This window comes from Phenylobacterium sp. (assembly GCF_046590535.1).
GTDB lineage: Bacteria > Pseudomonadota > Alphaproteobacteria > Caulobacterales > Caulobacteraceae > Phenylobacterium.
The window spans coordinates 1-16204 of the sequence record NZ_JBKJTG010000186.1 but is presented as its reverse complement, the minus strand read 5'-3'; the positions used below and the strand labels follow the sequence as shown (position 1 = coordinate 16204).

The window sequence follows — 16204 nt, the reverse complement described above, 5'->3', positions numbered from 1 at the left end:
AGACGCGACATGCCTGCCAAGGCCAAGACCCCGACCACCCAGGACGTCGCCGCAGACGCGGCCACGCTCGCCACTGACGCCGGCGGCCGGCTGAGCGCCGAAGCCCAACGCACCTTCGCTGAGGCCGCCAAGCGCATGGAACTGGTGGTGCAGGAAGGCCTCGATCAGATCCGCTCGCAGTCACGGGTCTACGCCGACAACGCCGGCCAGCAGCTCGACGAAGCGCAACGCTACGTCACCGATCGCGTCAAGGAACGGCCTCTGGCCGCCACCGGCGCGGCGATCGGCGTGGGCGTGCTGATCGGCCTGCTGCTCTCCAACGGTCGGCGTTGAACTTCAACAAGCTGACTGGCATGGCGGCCGCCATCTCCGCGATGGCGGCGGCGGTGGCCGTTTGCCTGGTTGCGGCCGCCTTCGCCATCTACGCCCTGGCCCGGGAGTTCCTGGGCCCCGCCGGCGGGGCGGCGGTGGTGGCGGGTGTGTTCGCGCTCACCGTGGGGGCCCTGGCGCTAGTACTGACCGGTAAGGTGCGTCCGCGCTCGCGCCGGCCTGAACCGGTCGAGGAACAGACCCTGATGACGCGGGCCATCCTGATGGCTAGGGAACGGCCGCTGATCGCCGCCGGCGTCGCGGCCGCCGCCGTCGCCGTCGCGATCCGCAATCCCGGGGTGGTTACGGCCCTGGTCAGCGCCGCCATCGCTGGGCGCGCCGCCAAGCCCGACGAATAGCGGAACGGCGCGGCGCGGCGCGGCGGAGTTTGCCCAGCCGCAGCCTCCCCCTGGCGCCTTTCGGGGACGGCACATGCCGGCCTGGGTGCTGAGCGTCCTGGTGCTCGCGCTGAGCGCCGCCGTACTCGGGTTCACGGGCATCGCGGGCCCAGCCGCGGGCGTCGCCAAGCTGGCGTTCTACGGCTTCCTGCTGGTCTTCCTGGTCGCCGTGGCCTGGGAGTTCGCCCGCGGGCGCCGCACCCGCTAGCGCGGGCGGCGGTCCAGGGACCAGTTGCGGTGGGGCTCGTAGTGCGAGCCCGTCCAGGCCAGGGCCGCAACGCGGATCTCCGGCCCCTCGATTTCCACGACATTGAAGCTCGGCGGCACCCCGCGCTCACGGAGCGACAGGGTGCCGGCGCCCACCGCATAGGTCTTTCCGTCCCCAAACGGATAGGGCCAGGTGAATGGCGCGTGGATGTGTCCCGACAGCACCAGGTCCACCTTGGCTTCTGAGAACGCCTGCGCCGCCGCCGGCCCGCCCCACACCCGGGCGGTCATCGGGCCACCAAGCATTTCGATCAACGGGTGGTGGCAGACGACGATGCGGAAGCACTCGGCTGCCGCGGCCTCGAACCAGTCGGCGGCCTCGTCCGCCTGGTTGCGGGAAATCTGGCCCTTGGACCAGTTGATCCGCGGCTGGGCGCCGCGGGCGGTGTTGAGGCCCCTGACCGCGAAACCACCGCCCAGGTGGGTCTGCGACCGGGCCGGGCCGATGGCCGCCTCGAAACGCCTGAAAGGCGCGAAGATTCTCTCGGCCCAGGCAAGGTAGGGAGCGTCGTGGTTGCCCGGCGTCACCAGCCGGTCGCCGGGCAGGCCGGCCAGCCAGGCGGCGGCGGCCTGGAATTCCGCCTTTTCAGCGTATCGCGTGAGGTCGCCGGACACCACAACTAGGTCGAAGTCGCCTGCCGCGATGTACTCGGTGGCCCCCGCGACTGCGGCGGCGTTCTCGCCGCCGAAGTGAATGTCGGAAAGGTGCACCAGGCGGATGGTCACGCCTATAGGTCTTTCGGTATCGCCAGCACCCGGGCCAGCGCCGGCTGGTAGCGCACCTCGGTCAGCGCCTTGAGGCGCACCGACTCGCCGTCGAGGAGTGCGGGGATGCCCTGCGCCGACCAAATTCGCGCTACCTGGCAGCGTTCCGCCTGCACCGACGGGTCATCCCGCCAGTCGCGGACCAGGGCGTTGACGCCCAGCCGGAGCGCATCTGCGGCGCCCTGCACGTTGAGCGCGGCGGCTTCCAAGGCGCCCTCGTCCTCGTCCAGCGCCTTGGAGGTTAGCGGGCACATGAACACCATGGCCTCAGCCTTCAGTCGCGGGCCGCCGTCGATATTGTAGCGCAGCCGCCCGGTGAAGGCCCGGCGCAAGGCTCGGCGGGCGCGCAGCAGCGCCAGGCGGGGCTTGCCGTCGCGGGCGGCCTCGCGGGCCGGCGCCCAGAGCGCGGGGGTGCCAAGGATGGCCCCCACCATGAAAAGGTGCCCCTCGACTTCGCCCCCGCCAACCAGCTGCTCGTGGCCTTGGGTGAGCGCCAGGGTGAGCGCCTCCTGCCAGGGCCGCACGCCATAGACCGCATGGGGCAGCATGTTCATGGTGCCGCCCGGCAGCGGCGCGATCATCGGACCCTTTGGCCCACACAGTTCGGCGGCCGCGCGGGCGGTGCCGTCGCCGGCCAGGATGATCAGCAGGTCCGGTCTCGCATCGACCGCGGCCTTCAGACAGTTGGTGAGGTCATCGGTGGTGGGTGCGCAGACATGGGCGTTCAGGCCGAAGTCGGCCAACATCTTCTCAAGCTCAGCCGGCGCAGTGTCGGCCACGCTTCCGGAGGCCACGTTGGCCACGACCTCGACCTTCTTGATCCCCAACATCGCCCCCGTCGCCATGATGTTAGCGCGGTGTATCGGTCGCGGGCGCCTGGTGAGGCGCCTCGGCGGTGCGGTCGGTTATCGAGGCTCCGGCCTCGCGCAGGGACTGGCCTGCGTCACTCGCCGCGTCGCGCACCACCGGCTCTGCCTGGGTGGCGGCCACCGCGAGATTGTTGTCGACCACGCCGCCGGCCCGACCGAATGAGCCATTGTAGGCGGCCAGCGCCATCAAAACCACACCGACCGCCGCGGCGATGAAGGTGAAGGTCATCAGGATGGGGTGGCGTTTGCGCGACGCGCGCTGGTCTTTGCGGCCCCGCTCATAAGCCTCGCGGATATCGGCCCTTTCCAGGGCTTCCGCAGAGTTGCTGTCTGTATCCAAGCGTCCGCCGGTCATCGTTCGCTCCTCGTCAAGCCTGTCTCGACGCACCCAACGAAGGGTCCGCCAGTTCGTTCCGGGGGAACTGTGAAGGTTGGAATGCGTTAGGCCGTGGGGACAAGCAAGGAGAGCTGACAAATGCTCAAATCATTGATCGCCCTCGCGGGCGCCGGCCTGCTGACCGCAGCCTGTACGACCACCGGGAATACGGAACGCAACGCCGTCGGCGGTGCGGCCCTTGGCGCCATCGCCGGCGCCGTGATCGGCAACAACGTGGGTGGCGGTGACGCCGGCACCGGCGCGGCCATCGGCGCGGCTCTCGGCGGTACGGTCGGCGCCGTCAAGGGTTGCCGAGAAGACGGGGGCTGCGGTGCGGCGCCTGCCAATCGCAGGCAGTACTACGACGAACGCGCCGGGCGGTATTACTACTACGACACCGCCACCGGCCGGTACTTTTGGGAGAACGGCAGCCCGCGCTGATCCGCGCGCAAGCCTGGACTTGGCAAGGGCGGTCGGTTTCCCCGGCCGCCCTTTGTCGTGCAGAATTCGGGAGGGCTAAGCGATGACGCGGACAAGCGGACAAGCGGTCGGGATTATGACCATGGCGGCGGTCCTGGCCGTGGGCGGCTGCGCGACCCTGCAGAAGAGCCGCGACCGGATCGTCCAGTCGCCGCCACGCTGCGAGGACCAGACCGCGCAGATCTATTTCGAAGCCGACTCGGCGGACGTCTCCTCCGAAGGCCGGGCCGTGCTGATGCAGGCTGCCAGCAATGCCTCCGGCTGCGCGGTGCGCGCCGTCTCTGTGCTGGGGCTGGCCGACGCAGCGGGCGATCCAAACGCCAATTTCGAGCTGTCCAGGCGACGCGCCCAGTCGGTCACCGCCGCGCTGGCCGCCGCCCGCCTGCCGCCGGCGGAGTTCCGCGTGGCCGCAGCCGGCCAGGCCGGCGCGACCAACCCTGATGGAAAGGCGGCCGTCCTGCGCCGCCGGGCTGATGTGATCCTGCATCTCGCGACGCCAAAGTAGCGCCGCAGGGCAAAAAAAGGGCGGTCGTAAGAGCCACCTGAAAGTTGCATTAGCGAGACAAAGGGGGTGCGGAGACGGCAGACTGGCGTGTCCGCCAGTCTCAAGTCGGGGGGGGCGTCGCCGCCTCCGCAGTGGATAAACCCCGATCCCCCGAAATGTGTTCCGACGCCTTGCTAGTTTTTTCGGGAACTCTTCAGGACAGAAAAAATCTTAACGACAGCAAGTGATTGGGGAAAGCGGGAACGGGCGGGAGCCACCGCGCGTTTCGGCATTGGTGGGCAATTGGCTCCGCCGGGGTCCGCCAGGGAGGGCTAGACCATGCGCAGTTCCTTTTCGGCCAGGACCGGCCTGCAGCTCTTGAAGACGCCCAACCACCGCCAGCGGGTCGGTCGCCGCCGGCTGATGGTTGTGTGCGCCATGCTTGGCCTCGCTCTCGCCAGCGGCGTGATCGGCGCCTTGACCCATCCGCAGCCGGACCAGGTCGCCACGGCGCAGACCGGTCCGTTCAGCTACTTCCCGTCGGAATAAGGAGTTCTTCATGGCGCTTTCCACGCGCACGACCCCCTCGCGCACCGTGATCAGCGCCACCCGCGCTCGCCAGGGCCGGTTCGGCCGCCACATCGTCTGGGTGTTGTTGTTCGGTACGCTCTTGGCGGCGCTGGCGCTGTTCGCTGCCTGGACCTGGCGTTCCGGAGACCTTCAGTCCACGGAGAACAGCGACGCCAAACGGGCCGCCGACGCCCAGAGCTTCAACGCTCCCGAGCCGGCCGCGGTGAACCCGCCGCCGGAAGTCAAGGAAGGTTCGCCGCCATCGGCGCCGGCACGCTAGCGTAGTGTTCGTTCGAAGGCCCGCGGCCGCCCTCAGGGGCGGCCGTTGTCTTATGTGGTCCGCCGGAACGAAAAAGGGCGCCGCCCGCAGGCGACGCCCTGTCGTCTCGTTTTTAATCCGACGTCAGGCCGCCTGTTTGGAAGCCTTCCGCGGGTGGAAGAACAGCGCCTGGCCGATCGCCGCCTTCACCGTTTCCGGCTGGAAGGGCTTGGTGATCAGGAAGGTGGGCTCGGGGCGCTCGCCGGTGAGCAGGCGCTCCGGGAAGGCGGTGATGAAGATCACCGGCACGTCGTAGCGCGCTAGGATGTCCTTCACCGCGTCGATGCCCGAAGACCCGTCGGCGAGCTGGATATCGGCGAGCACCAGGCCCGGCGTCTTACGGGCCACAGCGTCCACAGCCTCGGCCCGGGTGGCGGCAATGTCGACGACTGTGTGGCCGAGCTCCTTCACCAGCGCCTCGATATCGGCGGCGATGACCGGCTCGTCCTCGATGATCAGCACGTCGGTGGCTAGTTCCGCGTCGATCTCGGTCTGCGCTTCGGCGATCAGGCCCTCGACCTCGGAGAAGTCGGTAGCGAGTATCTGCGCGGCCTCGGACGCCGTGAAGCCTTCGAGAGCGGTGAGGAGAAAGGCCTGCCGAGACCTTGGCGCGATGCGCATCAGGCGGCGGGTGGTGTCGTCGGTGACCGAGCCGTCATCATCCTGCGGGGTCTCGAGCTGGGCGCCCGAGCTGCACCAGATGGCGTGGAAGACATGATAGAGCGCGACCCGGGGCGTCAGGTTGGCCTCGAGCACCCGTTCGCCGGCGGCCAGGGCCTCAAGCGCCACACGTACATAGTGGTCGCCAGTGGTCTGGTCGCCCGTAAGCGCGCGGGCGTAGCGGCGCACGTAGGGCAGATGCGGCGCCAGTCTGGCTAGAAGACTCAAAGGTGACCCCTCCCGTTTGGTTTCGCGAAATCGACACGTGTCATCGCGGGGATTTACCCCGCGCGGTATACAGTGACAGGAACGTCAGGCGATGGAACCGGTTCCCAAGTTCGGTGGTTTTCAGCATATTGGTCGTTGATTGGTTGGAACCTGACCCGACGTCGGGCGTTGAGCCATGACACGGATGCCACGAGGGGGCGGCCGCCGCGAAAGCGGAACGCCGACAGTATGATCGAACAACGTCCTTCTGAGGAACGTCGCAAGTCTTCGGCCGCCTTGGACGAAGCCCGCCTGCGCCAGCAGGCCATCGGCGTCCGCCTGCGCCAGATGTTTGACGATGTGGTCAACGAGGATGTCCCGGACGAATTCCTGGATATCCTGCGCCGCGCAGACAGCCGCACCGCGGAGAAAGGCTGATGTCGGTGGAGCGCGAGGCCCGGCCTCCCCGCACCGAGGCTGACGATATCGCCTTCAAGCGCGAACTCGTGCAGCTAATCCCGCACCTGCGCGCCTTCGCCCGGACCCTGTGCGGCGACCCCGCCGCCGCTGACGACCTGGCGCAGGACGCCATGATGAAGGCCTGGGACGCGCGCAACAGTTTTCAGATGGGCACCAACATGAAGGCCTGGACCTTCATGATCCTGCGCAACCAATTCTATTCCGAGAAGCGCCGGTCCTGGCGTCAAAGCCAGCTCGACCAGGAGGCCGCTGAACGCACCCTGGTGGCGGTGGACGATCCGGAGGCGCCGGTGGCGCTGGATGAGCTGCGACTGGGCCTGGCCATGCTGCCGCCCGAACAGCGCGAGGCGCTTATCCTGGTGGGCGCGGGCGGCTTCGCTTACGAGGAAGCCGCCGAGATCTGCAACTGCGCGGTCGGTACGGTGAAGAGCCGGGTGAGCCGCGCGCGGCGCGCCCTGCACGTCATCCTCGACGAGGGCAAGTACGACCGGGACGGCGCCTCCGCGGGAGACGCCATGCGGGCGATCCTGGCCGACGCGGAGCGGCTAAGCACCGTCCGTTGAGGGCGACGAGCCCCTCATGACCGGCCTTCCCTGGGGTTCTCTGAGCACGATCCGAGTCCGCCTCACCGCGGCGCTCGCCGCGGCTCTGCTGCCCGTGCTGCTGCTCGGCGCCCTGCAGTCGATGATCGGCTTCCAGCGGGAGGGCGAGGCGCTCCGCGAGCATCTTGGTTTCGCCGCCGAACGCAGCGCGGCCACCGCTCGGGCCCGCATGGAGGGGGCCGACGTGCTCCTGCAGAGCCTGGCTCCCAGCGCGGTTGGCGTGCAGTGCGGCTCCAGGCTGGCTCAGGTCACCCGCAAGGTCCCCGGCTACCTCAACCTGATCCGCTTCGACCGCACGGGCCGGGTGGTCTGCGCCGCCGGAGAGGCGCCGGCCGACAGCCAGCGTGCGGAGAGGCCCTGGTTCAAGCGCTTGGTGGCTGGCGATCAGTTGGTCATCACCCGAGAACCCGGCTTTCCCTACGCCCGCGAGCCGGCGGTTCTGGCGGTGGCCCGCGCCGCGGGGCCGGACGGCGGTTTCGACGGCGCCTTCGCGGCGGTGATCGCGCTCTCCAGCCTGCAGCCCTCCACCAGCGACCCGACCTTGCCCGACGATTCCGAAGTGGGCCTGGTGGAGCAGAACGGCCGCTACATCACGGTCACCAGCCCCGGCGCCTTCCCGACCCTGCCGCAGGACTGGCGGGCAAAGGTCAAGGCGCAAGGCTCGCTGGTCTGGTACGGTCAGGACACCGCAGGCGAGCGGCGGGTCTATTCCGCGGCGCCGGTGGTCGGCGAGGAAGTGTATGTGGTGCTCTCCGCCCCATCGCCAGGCCTGCTGTCCTGGGCCAGGCTGCACCCGCTCACCGGCATCGTCTTCCCGCTGCTGACCTTCGCCCTGGCGCTCACCGCCGTCAGCATCGTGACCGAACGGGTGGTGATCCGCTGGATCGCCTACCTACAGAGGATCGCGGCCCTCTATGCGCGCGGCCGGCTGAGCGTGCGCGCGGTGCAGTCCGACCAGATGCCGCCGGAGATCCGCGACTTGGCCGAGACCCTGGAGGACATGGCCGACGCCATCGTCGGCCGCGACGCCTCGCTCAAGGATTCGCTTGCCCAGAAGGACGCACTGATGCGCGAGATCCACCATCGGGTGAAGAACAACCTGCAGGTCATCTCCTCCCTGCTCAACATGCAGCAGCGCGCCCTCACCGACCCAGCCGCGCGCGCGGCGATGAGTGACACCCGCCAGCGGATCACAGCGCTCGCCCTGATCTACCGGGCTCTATACCAGGGCCCTGACCTGAAGCGGGTCGACCTGCGACCGTTCCTCGAGGAACTCACCGCCCAGTTGGTGGCGGGCGAGATGTTGCATGGCCCGGCGGTCAGGACCGAGATGCACGTCGACGCCCTAGTGATCGATCCCGACCGGCTGGCGCCCCTGGCGCTGTTCGCGGTGGAGGCCATAACCAACGCCCAGAAGCACGCCTTTGCCGCCCGCGGCGGCACCCTCACTGTGAACTTCACGGTGCGCGGCGACGAGGCGGAACTGGAGATCTCCGACGACGGCGCGGCGCCGGACGACGCTCTGGTCAGCTCCGGCGTGGGCCGTACCCTGATGACCGCCTTCGCCCGCCAGCTTCGGGGCCGCGCGGAGCTGATCCGTAACGACCAGGGCGGGATCACGGCTCGTCTGCTGTTCCCCACGCCGATCGCCGAGATCGTCCACGCCTCGTCAAACCCTGGGAACCAGGCCGCAGCTTGAGCGTTACGCGAACGAGACCGCTGAACCCTCCGGGAGATAAGAATGCGCAAAGTTGTTCTGATGGCCGTGCTTGCGGCCAGCATGGCCGTGGCCGCCTGCAACACCGTTTCCGGCGCCGGCCGCGACGTGAAGGCGGCTGGTGAAGCCGTGACCAGCACCGCCGAAGACGCCAAGCGCTAAGCCGCGTTCTGACCGTCAGGAGAAGCCCCGTCGCCTCGCGCGGCGGGGCTTTTCTATGCTGCGGCGCGCACCGCCTCAGGATGGGCGAACAGGCCGGGCCGACCGGCCAACGCCGAGAGCGCCGTGCGGACGCCCTCCAGGGTTTCCGACCTGCCCAGCACTAGGACCCCGCCGGGATCGAGCAAGCCGGCCAAGCTCTTAAGCACGCTCACGCGCGCCGCTTCGGTTAGCCCTCCCGCTACGTGCCGGCACAGGATCAGGTCAAAGCCGCCCATGCGGCCCAGGTCTTCCGTTAGGTTGACCCGCCGCCAGCGGACCATCTGGCGAACGCGCGGCGACAGGGCGAACATCTCGTCTCGCTTCTCGAAGTGGCGCAAGAGGCGGCGGGCCGGCAGTCCGCGCTGCACCTCGAACTGCGAATAGAGGCCGGCCTGCGCCTTCTCCAGGCTGCGTTCGTTGAGATCGGAGGCGAACAGCTCGACCCGCGCGCCCAACGCAGGATCCTCCTCCAGCAGCATGGCGAGTGAAAAGACCTCCTGGCCGGTCCCACAGGCTGCGTTCCATATCCTTACGGGCTGATCGCCGCGGGCCCGGACCAGCGCCGGCAGCGTCTCGGCGACCAGGGCGTCGAACACCTCCGGGTCGCGGAAGAAGCCGGATTCGGAGACGGCCATGGCCTCGACCACCGCCCACACCAGCCGCTCCTCGCCGCGGTCGCGGACCACCTGCATCAGCTCTCCAAGCGAGGCGAAGCCCTCCCGCCGGGCGACCGGCGCTAAGCGGCTCTCCAGAAGGTAGGCCTTGTCGGGATCGATTCTCAGGCCGGCGCGGGCGGCGCACAGCCGGGCCGCCACCTCGCGGTCGAAGGGGGTCACGCCGCCAGCCCCACGTAGGCGAACTTGGCGGCCACGATATCTCCGTCGAAGGGCTTCATGATGTATTCGTCCGCGCCGCTGTCGAGCGCCTCGCGGATGCGCGCCAGGTCGTTTTCCACCGAGCAGAACACCACCTTGGGCGCGTCGCCGCCCGGCTCCTGGCGCAGGCGACGCAGGAAGTCGATACCGTTCATCACCGGCATGTGCCAGTCGAGCAGAATGGCCTGGGGCATCACCGCGCTGCACCAGGCAAGCGCCTCCAGCCCGTCGGACGCCTCGGCTACCTCGAAGCCGAGATCCTCCAGGATGCGCCGGGCGACCTTGCGGATCACACGGCTGTCGTCGACCACCAGGCAGGTGTTCAAGGCGGGCGCGCCTCCTAACTTGAGACAGGTTGTGGCGCGGGTTGGTTAACGAGCGGTGTTGTTGGCGGGGTCAGGCCGGGATGGTGGCGGCGAACACGATCCGCTCCTCGTTGACGTCGGCGAATACGCGGCCGCCGGCGTCACCGATGAACAGCTGCACATAGTAGGCCTGCACCCAGTAGCCGTGCAGGCCCTCGCCCATCAGCTCTCCCTGCAGCCCCTGCAGAACCTCAGGACGCAACCTTGCGCGCGGACCCTTGGCCTCCACCGCCAGAGCAATCGCCGCGCCCTCCTGCACGGCGCGCACCCGGGCGGTCCCGCCGGTGGGCAGGGCCTGGCCGGCCATCTGCGCCAGGTTGAGCAGGGCGCGGGCCGCAGGCTTGTTCACCGTCGACGCCTCCACCGCCCAGTCGAGCTCGGCGCGCATATGGCGGAACACCCCGCCGGCCAGCTTCTCCAGCTCGCGAACATCGACCGTCTCGGCCGAGGCCGACGCGCCGAACGCCATCCGGCTGAACGCCAGAAGGTCGGCGAGCTTGCGGGCCGAGGCGCCGATCAGGCCTATGGCCTCCTCGCGCATGTCCTGGGCCGATGGGTCCTCAAGCAGGTCCAGGCCCGAGACGATGGCCGACGCCGGGCTGATGAAGTCGTGGCACATCCGCGCCGCAAGGTAGGCGGCGAACTCGGCGGAGCGCACGGCGGACGGCAGATGGTGATCGGTCATGGGCCGACCTTGGGGTGATTTGAGTCTTTGGAAAACCGCGCGACGCCCTTAGAAGAGTTGGCCATGGCTGCGTTCGCGGACCCGTGTTTGTGAGCGACGATCCGAGGGCGCGTTGAACCAAACCAACAACGAAATCGGCGAGGCCCTGGCGGAGATCTGCGAGGCGGCGGCGGGGCTGATACTGCCCCTGTGGCGTTCCGGCCTGGAGGTCACCCACAAGGCCGACGATAGCCCGGTCACCGAGGCGGACCAGCGCGGCGAGGCGCTTATCCTCAAGGCCCTGGCCGAACGTTTTCCTGACGTCCCTGTGATCTCGGAAGAGGACGCTAGCGAGTTCGGAACGCCTGAAGAGATCGGCCCGCGATTCTTCTTGGTGGATCCGCTGGACGGCACCAAGGCCTTCATTCGCGGCGATCCCAGCTTCACGGTCAACATCGGCCTGATCGAGCACGGCCAACCGGTAGCTGGGGCGGTGGTGCAGCCGCCGACCGGAGAGACCTGGTTCACGGCGGGCGGCCGGGCGATGAAACGCCGCGACCGCGGCCGCGCCGAGGCCGTCCAGGTGCGTCCTTGGCCCCAGGGGGAGGCTTTGGCCCTGATCAGCCACACCATGAAGGAAGAGATCGCTCAGAAGCTGGCCGACCAGTACGGCTTTCACCGCCGCGCGCCGATGGACTCATCGGTGAAGCTTTGCCGGATCGCCGAGGGGACCGCGGACATCTATCCCCGGCACGGGCCAACCATGGAGTGGGATGTGGCCGCCGGGCACGCCGTGCTGCTGGCGGCCGGGGGACGACTGACGACGCCGGAGGGCGAACCTTTCGTCTATGGCAAGGCGGGTGCGGGGTTCCGCAACGGCTGGTTCGTGGCCCGCGGGGGCTAGATTTCCTTTGGCAGGTTCCAGATGTCGGAGGCGGGCGCGGAAACGGCGGATGCCGTCGCAGCCTCGAAAGCCCAGTTCTGCGAAGGTTGGCCCAGGGCCAGATAGCTGAGGAAACCGACTAGGAAGGCGAAAGCGGCCAACCAAGCGAAGGGTCTCGCGACATCCCTAACGTCCTGCAATGGCTGATCCCCAGGAACTGTACCTGCAGAGAACACGTGGCCGGGGTCTTGGTTGCGGTCAGGCTCGCCCCTTGTTTTTGCAAATCCGTCGCATTCAGCAAGATTGCGCTCTCTCACGCCCAAGCTTTGCTGACCTATCGATGACCCACTCGCGGTCACCCTGCGGTTTCCCGTTAGTTGCGAACGATTCTCATTGCCATGACGAATGCGCGCTCCTAAGAACGCGTCTGAGTTTCAATTGCATCTTCGAGGCCGCCCATGATCCTTCGCCGCCCCCCGACCCTGGCCGCCCTCGCCCCGCTGCTATTGGCCCTGGGCGCCGTCCCGGCGCAGGCGGACGAGGGGGCGGCGTTCGTTCTGGCGGCGGCCGACGTCTCGGGCGTGGTGGTGACTGCGCCCAGGGACGACACCTACCACGCCAAGCGGACCTCCAGCGCCACACGCACCGACACGCCGCTGCTGGACGTGCCGCAGGCGGTCAGCGTGATCACCGACGAGCTGATCCGCGACCAATCCATGCAGGGCATGGCCGACGTGGTCCGCTACGTGCCCGGCGTCGGCATGGGCCAGGGCGAGGGCCACCGCGACGCCCCGACTCTACGTGGCAACGCCTCCACAGCGGACTTCTTCGTCGACGGCGTGCGAGACGACCTGCAGTACTTCCGCGACCTCTACAACGCCGAGCGGGTGGAGATTCTGAAGGGCCCCAACGCCATGATCTTCGGCCGCGGCGGCGGCGGCGGGGTGATCAACCGGGTCACCAAGCGGGCGGCTTGGTCGGCCGACCGCTCGCTGGGCGTGGAGCTGGGCTCGTGGGACCACCGCCGGATCACCACCGACTTGGCCCAGCCGTTCAGCGACGCGCTTTCCGGGCGGCTGGTTGGGGTCTACGAGAACTCCGAGAGCTTCCGCGACTTCGTGCAGGTCGAGCGCTGGGGCGTGAACCCGACGCTGGGCTGGCGCAACGGCGCCGGCCTGACCCTGGCGCTGGGCTATGAGCACTTCCAGGACGACCGCACCGTCGACCGGGGCATCCCGTCGTTCAACGGCCGGCCGGCGCCGGCCCCCATCTCGCGGTTCTTCGGCGACCCCGATCTGAGCCAGGCCGCCACCACGGTAGACGTGGTCAGCGGCACCGCCGAGTATGTCGCATCAGCCGACCTAGTGGTGCGCAACCGCACCGTCCTGGGCGTCTACGACAAGTTCTACCGCAACGTCTTCGCCAGTGGCGCGGCCATCGCCGACGGCACGGGCGCGCCCGCGTTACAGCCGCTGCAGGCCTACAACACCGCCACCGAACGGCAGAACCTGTTCAACCAGACCGACCTGGTCTGGACCGCGCGAACGGGCGGCTTGGAGCACACAGTGCTGGCCGGACTGGAGTTGGGCCGTCAGGAAACCGACAACCGGCGCCTGACCGGGTTTTTCAACAACACGGCCACCACCCTGACAGCAGGGTTCGGCGCCCCGACGCTGCGCGGAGTCCCGGTCACCTTCCGGCCCAACGCCACCGACGCTGACAACCATGTGGTGGCCACGGTGGCCGCCGTATACCTGCAGGATCAACTGGAGATCTCCAAACACCTGCAGCTGATCGCCGGGGTGCGCCTCGACAGCTTCGACCTCGATTTCCGAGACAACCGCACCGGCGCGCTGTTCTCACGCCGCGACGAACTGGTGTCGCCCCGGCTGGGCCTGGTGCTCAAGCCGGCCGAGGCGGTCTCTTTCTACGCCAGCTACAGCGTTTCCTACCTGCCCAGCTCCGGCGACCAGTTCGGCTCGCTTTCGGCCACCACCCAGGCCTTCAAGCCCGAGGAATTCACCAACCACGAGGTGGGCGCCAAGTGGGACCTGACGCCGGAGCTGGCGCTGACCGTTGCGGCCTACCGGCTGGACCGGGACAACACCACCGCGCCGGACCCGGCCCGGCCCGGCGTTATCGTACTGACCGGCGCGCAGCGGTCCAGGGGCGTCGAAGCATCCATCAGCGGCAAGCTCACCGACGCCTGGGAGATCATGGGCGGCTATGCCTGGCAGGAGGCCGAGATCACGCGGCGCACGGCCGCGTCCGGCGCCTTCGCCGGAAACCGGGTGGCCCTGGTCCCGGAGCACAGCTTCTCGCTGTGGAACAAGTACCAGGTCGCGCCGCGCCTCGCCCTGGGTCTGGGGGTGGTCAGCCGGTCCAAGGTGTTCGCCGCCGTCGACAACACCGTCACCCTGCCGGGCTTCACCCGCGCCGATGCGGCGGTCTTCCTTAGGCTGAGCGACAGCCTGCGCGCGCAGGTCAACGTCGAAAACCTGTTCGATAAGCGCTATTTTCCCACGAGCCACGGCAACAACAACATCCTGCCCGGCGCGCCCCGGGCCGTGCGCGTGTCGCTGACCGGATCGTTCTGACCGGGCCTTCCGGCGGGCCGGCAAAGGCGTCATAAGGCCCGCTGCAACGAGGGATATACGCCATGCCGCTCGACACCGCCGTCAGCCAGAAGACCTTCCGCTGGGACGATCCCCTGGACTTGGCTTCGCGGCTCTCCGAGGACGAGCGGATGGTCTGGGAGGCGGCCCGCGCCTACGCCCGCGACAAGCTGCTGCCCCGGGTGGTCTCGGCCTATGCCGAGGAGCGGTTCGACCGCGAGATCATGACCGAGATGGGGGCCCTGGGGTTCCTGGGCCCGACGCTGCCCGAGGACTACGGCTGCGCGGGGATCAACCACGTAGCCTATGGCCTGATCGCCCGTGAGATCGAGGCGGTCGACTCGGGCTACCGCTCGGCGATGAGCGTGCAGTCGTCTCTGGTCATGTACCCGATCTACGCCTTCGGCTCGGAGGAACAGCGCCGCAAGTACCTGCCCGGCATGGCCACCGGCGAGATCGTCGGCTGCTTCGGTCTCACCGAGGCCGACGGCGGCTCGGACCCGGCCTCCATGCGCACGGTGGCCAAGAAGGTCGACGGCGGCTTCGTGCTGAACGGCGCCAAGATGTGGATCACCAACTCGCCGATCTCCGACGTTTGCCTGGTCTGGGCCAAGCTGGACGGGGTGATCCGCGGCTTCCTGGTGGACCGCGGGTCTGAGGGCCTGGAGACCCCGAAGATCGCCAACAAGCTTTCCCTGCGCGCTTCGGTAACCGGCGAGATCGCCCTGGCCGACGTGTTCGTGCCGGAAGACATGATGCTGCCCAACGTCCAGGGCCTGCGCGGGCCGTTCTCCTGCCTCAACAAGGCCCGCTACGGCATCGCCTGGGGGGCCATGGGCGCCGCCGAGTTCTGCCTGCACGCCAGCCGCGACTACACCAAGACCCGCCAGGTGTTCGGTAAGCCGCTCGCCGCCCGCCAGCTGGTGCAGAAGAAGCTGGCCGACATGCAGACCGAGATCGCGCTGGGCTTCGAGGGCTCGCTCGCCCTGGGCCGGCTGCTGGACCAGGGCGCCTGGGTGCCGGAAGCCATCAGCCTGATGAAACGCAACAACTGCGGCAAGGCCTTGGCCATCGCCCGCGAGGCCCGCGACATCCACGGCGGCAACGGGATTTCCGGCGAGTACCATGTGATGCGGCACGCCGCGAACCTGGAGACCGTTAACACCTATGAAGGCGCCCACGACGTCCACGCCCTGATCCTGGGCCGGGCGATCACCGGTGAAAACGCCTTCTAGAACAAAGAAAAGCCCAGGCCGGAGATATCCGACCTGGGCCAAGTTCGCGTTCCTTTGGGAGGAAGCTCCTAGGACTCCAGCTCCTTGACCTCGCCGGAGCCGGAGACGTTCTTTTCGAGCTTCAGGGGCCGGGTCTTCAGCTCAACCTCGCCCGATCCTGAGACATCCAGCCTGGCGCTGGTGCGCGGCGCGATCGAGGCCTGGGCCGCGCCTGATAGGGTGACCTCGGCGCTATCGGCGTCGAGACCGGCCAGATCGACCTCGCCGGCCCCGGTCATGTCCAGCTTCAGCAGACGGGTCTTGCCGTGGCCGGTGACCTTGGACATGCCGGTGGTGCTGATCTCCAGACTGTCCTGGTCGTAGCCTTCCAGGGTCAGGCGATCGATGCCGGTCAACTCGAAGCGGGTGACCTTCGGCGCGGTCATGACGATCTTCAGCCGGCGGCCCTCGCTATTGACCGTGTCGGTGAGACGGCCGCCCGCCAGGGCGAGCGTGTCGAGGACGCGCTTGGGCCCGGTGATGCTCAGCTTGCCAGGACCTTCGCCGCCCTGGGTGAAGGTGACCTCGGCGGGAACGTCGAGCACCAGGGCGGTCGAGCCGTCCCAGGCGATTTCCTTGGTGGACGAGGCCCACTGCGGGTCGTCCTTGTGGCGGTTGCGCCAGTCGCTGTGGCGCTTACCGTGGTCGTCCCAGCCGATGTTCCAGTCGTGGTCGGACCAGTGGTCCCACCCCTGAGCCGCGACGTCTCGGCCCCCGAGGGCCACGGCGCCCCCCAGGGTGACGACGCAGGTGAGGAAGCCGAC

The 16204-nt window shown here is 68.4% G+C and carries 22 protein-coding genes; 14 read left to right on the top strand and 8 right to left on the bottom strand.

Annotated features, from left to right (window positions below):
- The first annotated feature begins 9 nt into the window (after positions 1–9).
- From ACLL81_RS11140 to ACLL81_RS11130, 3 genes are all read left to right on the top strand, one after another.
- The gene (locus tag ACLL81_RS11140) at positions 10–333 is read left to right on the top strand and encodes a glycine zipper domain-containing protein (protein WP_411288413.1); all 324 of its coding nucleotides are present in this window, start codon (positions 10–12) and stop codon (positions 331–333) included.
- Positions 334–353: 20 nt separating this feature from the next.
- Complete coding sequence (locus ACLL81_RS11135; protein ID WP_411288412.1) at positions 354–728, top strand: hypothetical protein; 375 nt, start codon at positions 354–356, stop codon at positions 726–728.
- 73 nt (positions 729–801) lie between these two features.
- On the top strand, positions 802–975 hold the full coding sequence (locus tag ACLL81_RS11130; RefSeq protein WP_411288411.1) for a DUF1328 domain-containing protein: 174 nt from the start codon (positions 802–804) through the stop codon (positions 973–975).
- On the opposite strand, the gene ACLL81_RS11125 is transcribed toward ACLL81_RS11130, so the two are convergent.
- From ACLL81_RS11125 to ACLL81_RS11115, 3 genes are read right to left on the bottom strand one after another with little or no spacing between them, the layout of a single operon-like run.
- Positions 972–1760, bottom strand: coding sequence for a metallophosphoesterase family protein (locus ACLL81_RS11125; protein WP_411288410.1), 789 nt, complete (start codon positions 1758–1760; stop codon positions 972–974). The two genes, ACLL81_RS11130 and ACLL81_RS11125, sit on opposite strands and share 4 nt — an antisense overlap.
- 2 nt (positions 1761–1762) lie before the next feature.
- Positions 1763–2629 carry a diacylglycerol/lipid kinase family protein gene (locus ACLL81_RS11120; RefSeq protein ID WP_411288409.1) on the bottom strand — a complete coding sequence of 289 codons (867 nt, stop codon included), beginning with the start codon at positions 2627–2629 and terminating at the stop codon, positions 1763–1765.
- A gap of 19 nt (positions 2630–2648) precedes the next feature.
- Positions 2649–3023 carry a hypothetical protein gene (locus tag ACLL81_RS11115; protein ID WP_411288408.1) on the bottom strand — a complete coding sequence of 125 codons (375 nt, stop codon included), beginning with the start codon at positions 3021–3023 and terminating at the stop codon, positions 2649–2651.
- Positions 3024–3143: 120 nt separating this feature from the next.
- On the opposite strand from ACLL81_RS11115, the gene ACLL81_RS11110 reads away from it, so the two are divergent.
- The 4 genes from ACLL81_RS11110 (at position 3144) to ACLL81_RS11095 (ending at position 4858) form a co-directional block, all read left to right on the top strand.
- Positions 3144–3485 carry a YMGG-like glycine zipper-containing protein gene (locus ACLL81_RS11110; protein WP_411288407.1) on the top strand — a complete coding sequence of 114 codons (342 nt, stop codon included), beginning with the start codon at positions 3144–3146 and terminating at the stop codon, positions 3483–3485.
- 121 nt (positions 3486–3606) lie between these two features.
- Entirely contained in the window at positions 3607–4029 is a 423-nt protein-coding gene (locus ACLL81_RS11105) for an OmpA family protein (RefSeq protein WP_411288406.1), read from the top strand.
- 318 nt (positions 4030–4347) lie between these two features.
- Positions 4348–4557, top strand: coding sequence for a hypothetical protein (locus tag ACLL81_RS11100; protein WP_411288405.1), 210 nt, complete (start codon positions 4348–4350; stop codon positions 4555–4557).
- 10 nt (positions 4558–4567) lie between these two features.
- Positions 4568–4858, top strand: coding sequence for a hypothetical protein (locus ACLL81_RS11095; protein ID WP_411288404.1), 291 nt, complete (start codon positions 4568–4570; stop codon positions 4856–4858).
- Between the two features lie 123 nt (positions 4859–4981).
- On the opposite strand, the gene ACLL81_RS11090 is transcribed toward ACLL81_RS11095, so the two are convergent.
- Positions 4982–5785 (bottom strand): response regulator, encoded by an 804-nt coding sequence (locus tag ACLL81_RS11090; RefSeq protein WP_411288403.1) that lies wholly within the window; start codon positions 5783–5785, stop codon positions 4982–4984.
- A gap of 228 nt (positions 5786–6013) precedes the next feature.
- Here ACLL81_RS11090 and ACLL81_RS11085 point away from each other — a divergent pair, with 228 nt between their 5' ends.
- The 4 genes from ACLL81_RS11085 to ACLL81_RS11070 are packed head-to-tail and all read left to right on the top strand — an operon-like array spanning position 6014 to position 8725.
- Positions 6014–6202 carry a NepR family anti-sigma factor gene (locus tag ACLL81_RS11085; protein WP_411288402.1) on the top strand — a complete coding sequence of 63 codons (189 nt, stop codon included), beginning with the start codon at positions 6014–6016 and terminating at the stop codon, positions 6200–6202.
- A complete protein-coding gene (locus ACLL81_RS11080; protein ID WP_411288401.1) occupies positions 6202–6807 on the top strand; it encodes a sigma-70 family RNA polymerase sigma factor in 606 nt (201 codons plus the stop codon). Before ACLL81_RS11085 ends, ACLL81_RS11080 begins: the two co-directional genes overlap by 1 nt.
- Positions 6808–6823: 16 nt before the next feature.
- Positions 6824–8545 carry a sensor histidine kinase gene (locus ACLL81_RS11075; protein WP_411288400.1) on the top strand — a complete coding sequence of 574 codons (1722 nt, stop codon included), beginning with the start codon at positions 6824–6826 and terminating at the stop codon, positions 8543–8545.
- A 42-nt stretch (positions 8546–8587) separates the two neighbouring features.
- On the top strand, positions 8588–8725 hold the full coding sequence (locus tag ACLL81_RS11070) for an entericidin A/B family lipoprotein (protein ID WP_411288399.1): 138 nt from the start codon (positions 8588–8590) through the stop codon (positions 8723–8725).
- A 53-nt stretch (positions 8726–8778) separates the two neighbouring features.
- Here the strand turns inward: ACLL81_RS11070 and ACLL81_RS11065 are convergent, their stop codons facing one another.
- The 3 genes from ACLL81_RS11065 to chpT form a co-directional block, all read right to left on the bottom strand.
- Entirely contained in the window at positions 8779–9600 is an 822-nt protein-coding gene (locus ACLL81_RS11065) for a CheR family methyltransferase (protein ID WP_411288398.1), read from the bottom strand.
- A complete protein-coding gene (locus ACLL81_RS11060; protein ID WP_411288397.1) occupies positions 9597–9965 on the bottom strand; it encodes a response regulator in 369 nt (122 codons plus the stop codon). The genes ACLL81_RS11065 and ACLL81_RS11060 overlap by 4 nt, the downstream gene beginning before the upstream one ends.
- Before the next feature lie 70 nt (positions 9966–10035).
- Positions 10036–10689: a histidine phosphotransferase ChpT gene (gene chpT, locus ACLL81_RS11055; RefSeq protein ID WP_411288396.1), complete on the bottom strand. Its 654-nt coding sequence runs from the start codon at positions 10687–10689 to the stop codon at positions 10036–10038.
- A gap of 112 nt (positions 10690–10801) precedes the next feature.
- On the opposite strand from chpT, the gene cysQ reads away from it, so the two are divergent.
- The 3 genes from cysQ (at position 10802) to ACLL81_RS11040 (ending at position 15401) form a co-directional block, all read left to right on the top strand.
- Positions 10802–11572 carry a 3'(2'),5'-bisphosphate nucleotidase CysQ gene (gene cysQ, locus ACLL81_RS11050; protein ID WP_411288395.1) on the top strand — a complete coding sequence of 257 codons (771 nt, stop codon included), beginning with the start codon at positions 10802–10804 and terminating at the stop codon, positions 11570–11572.
- 437 nt (positions 11573–12009) lie between these two features.
- A complete protein-coding gene (locus ACLL81_RS11045; protein ID WP_411288394.1) occupies positions 12010–14148 on the top strand; it encodes a TonB-dependent receptor in 2139 nt (712 codons plus the stop codon).
- A 62-nt stretch (positions 14149–14210) separates the two neighbouring features.
- Positions 14211–15401 carry an acyl-CoA dehydrogenase gene (locus tag ACLL81_RS11040; RefSeq protein ID WP_411288393.1) on the top strand — a complete coding sequence of 397 codons (1191 nt, stop codon included), beginning with the start codon at positions 14211–14213 and terminating at the stop codon, positions 15399–15401.
- 68 nt (positions 15402–15469) lie between these two features.
- Here the strand turns inward: ACLL81_RS11040 and ACLL81_RS11035 are convergent.
- Positions 15470–16204 (bottom strand): GIN domain-containing protein (locus ACLL81_RS11035; RefSeq protein WP_411288392.1); only part of this gene is annotated, 735 nt, incomplete at its 5' end.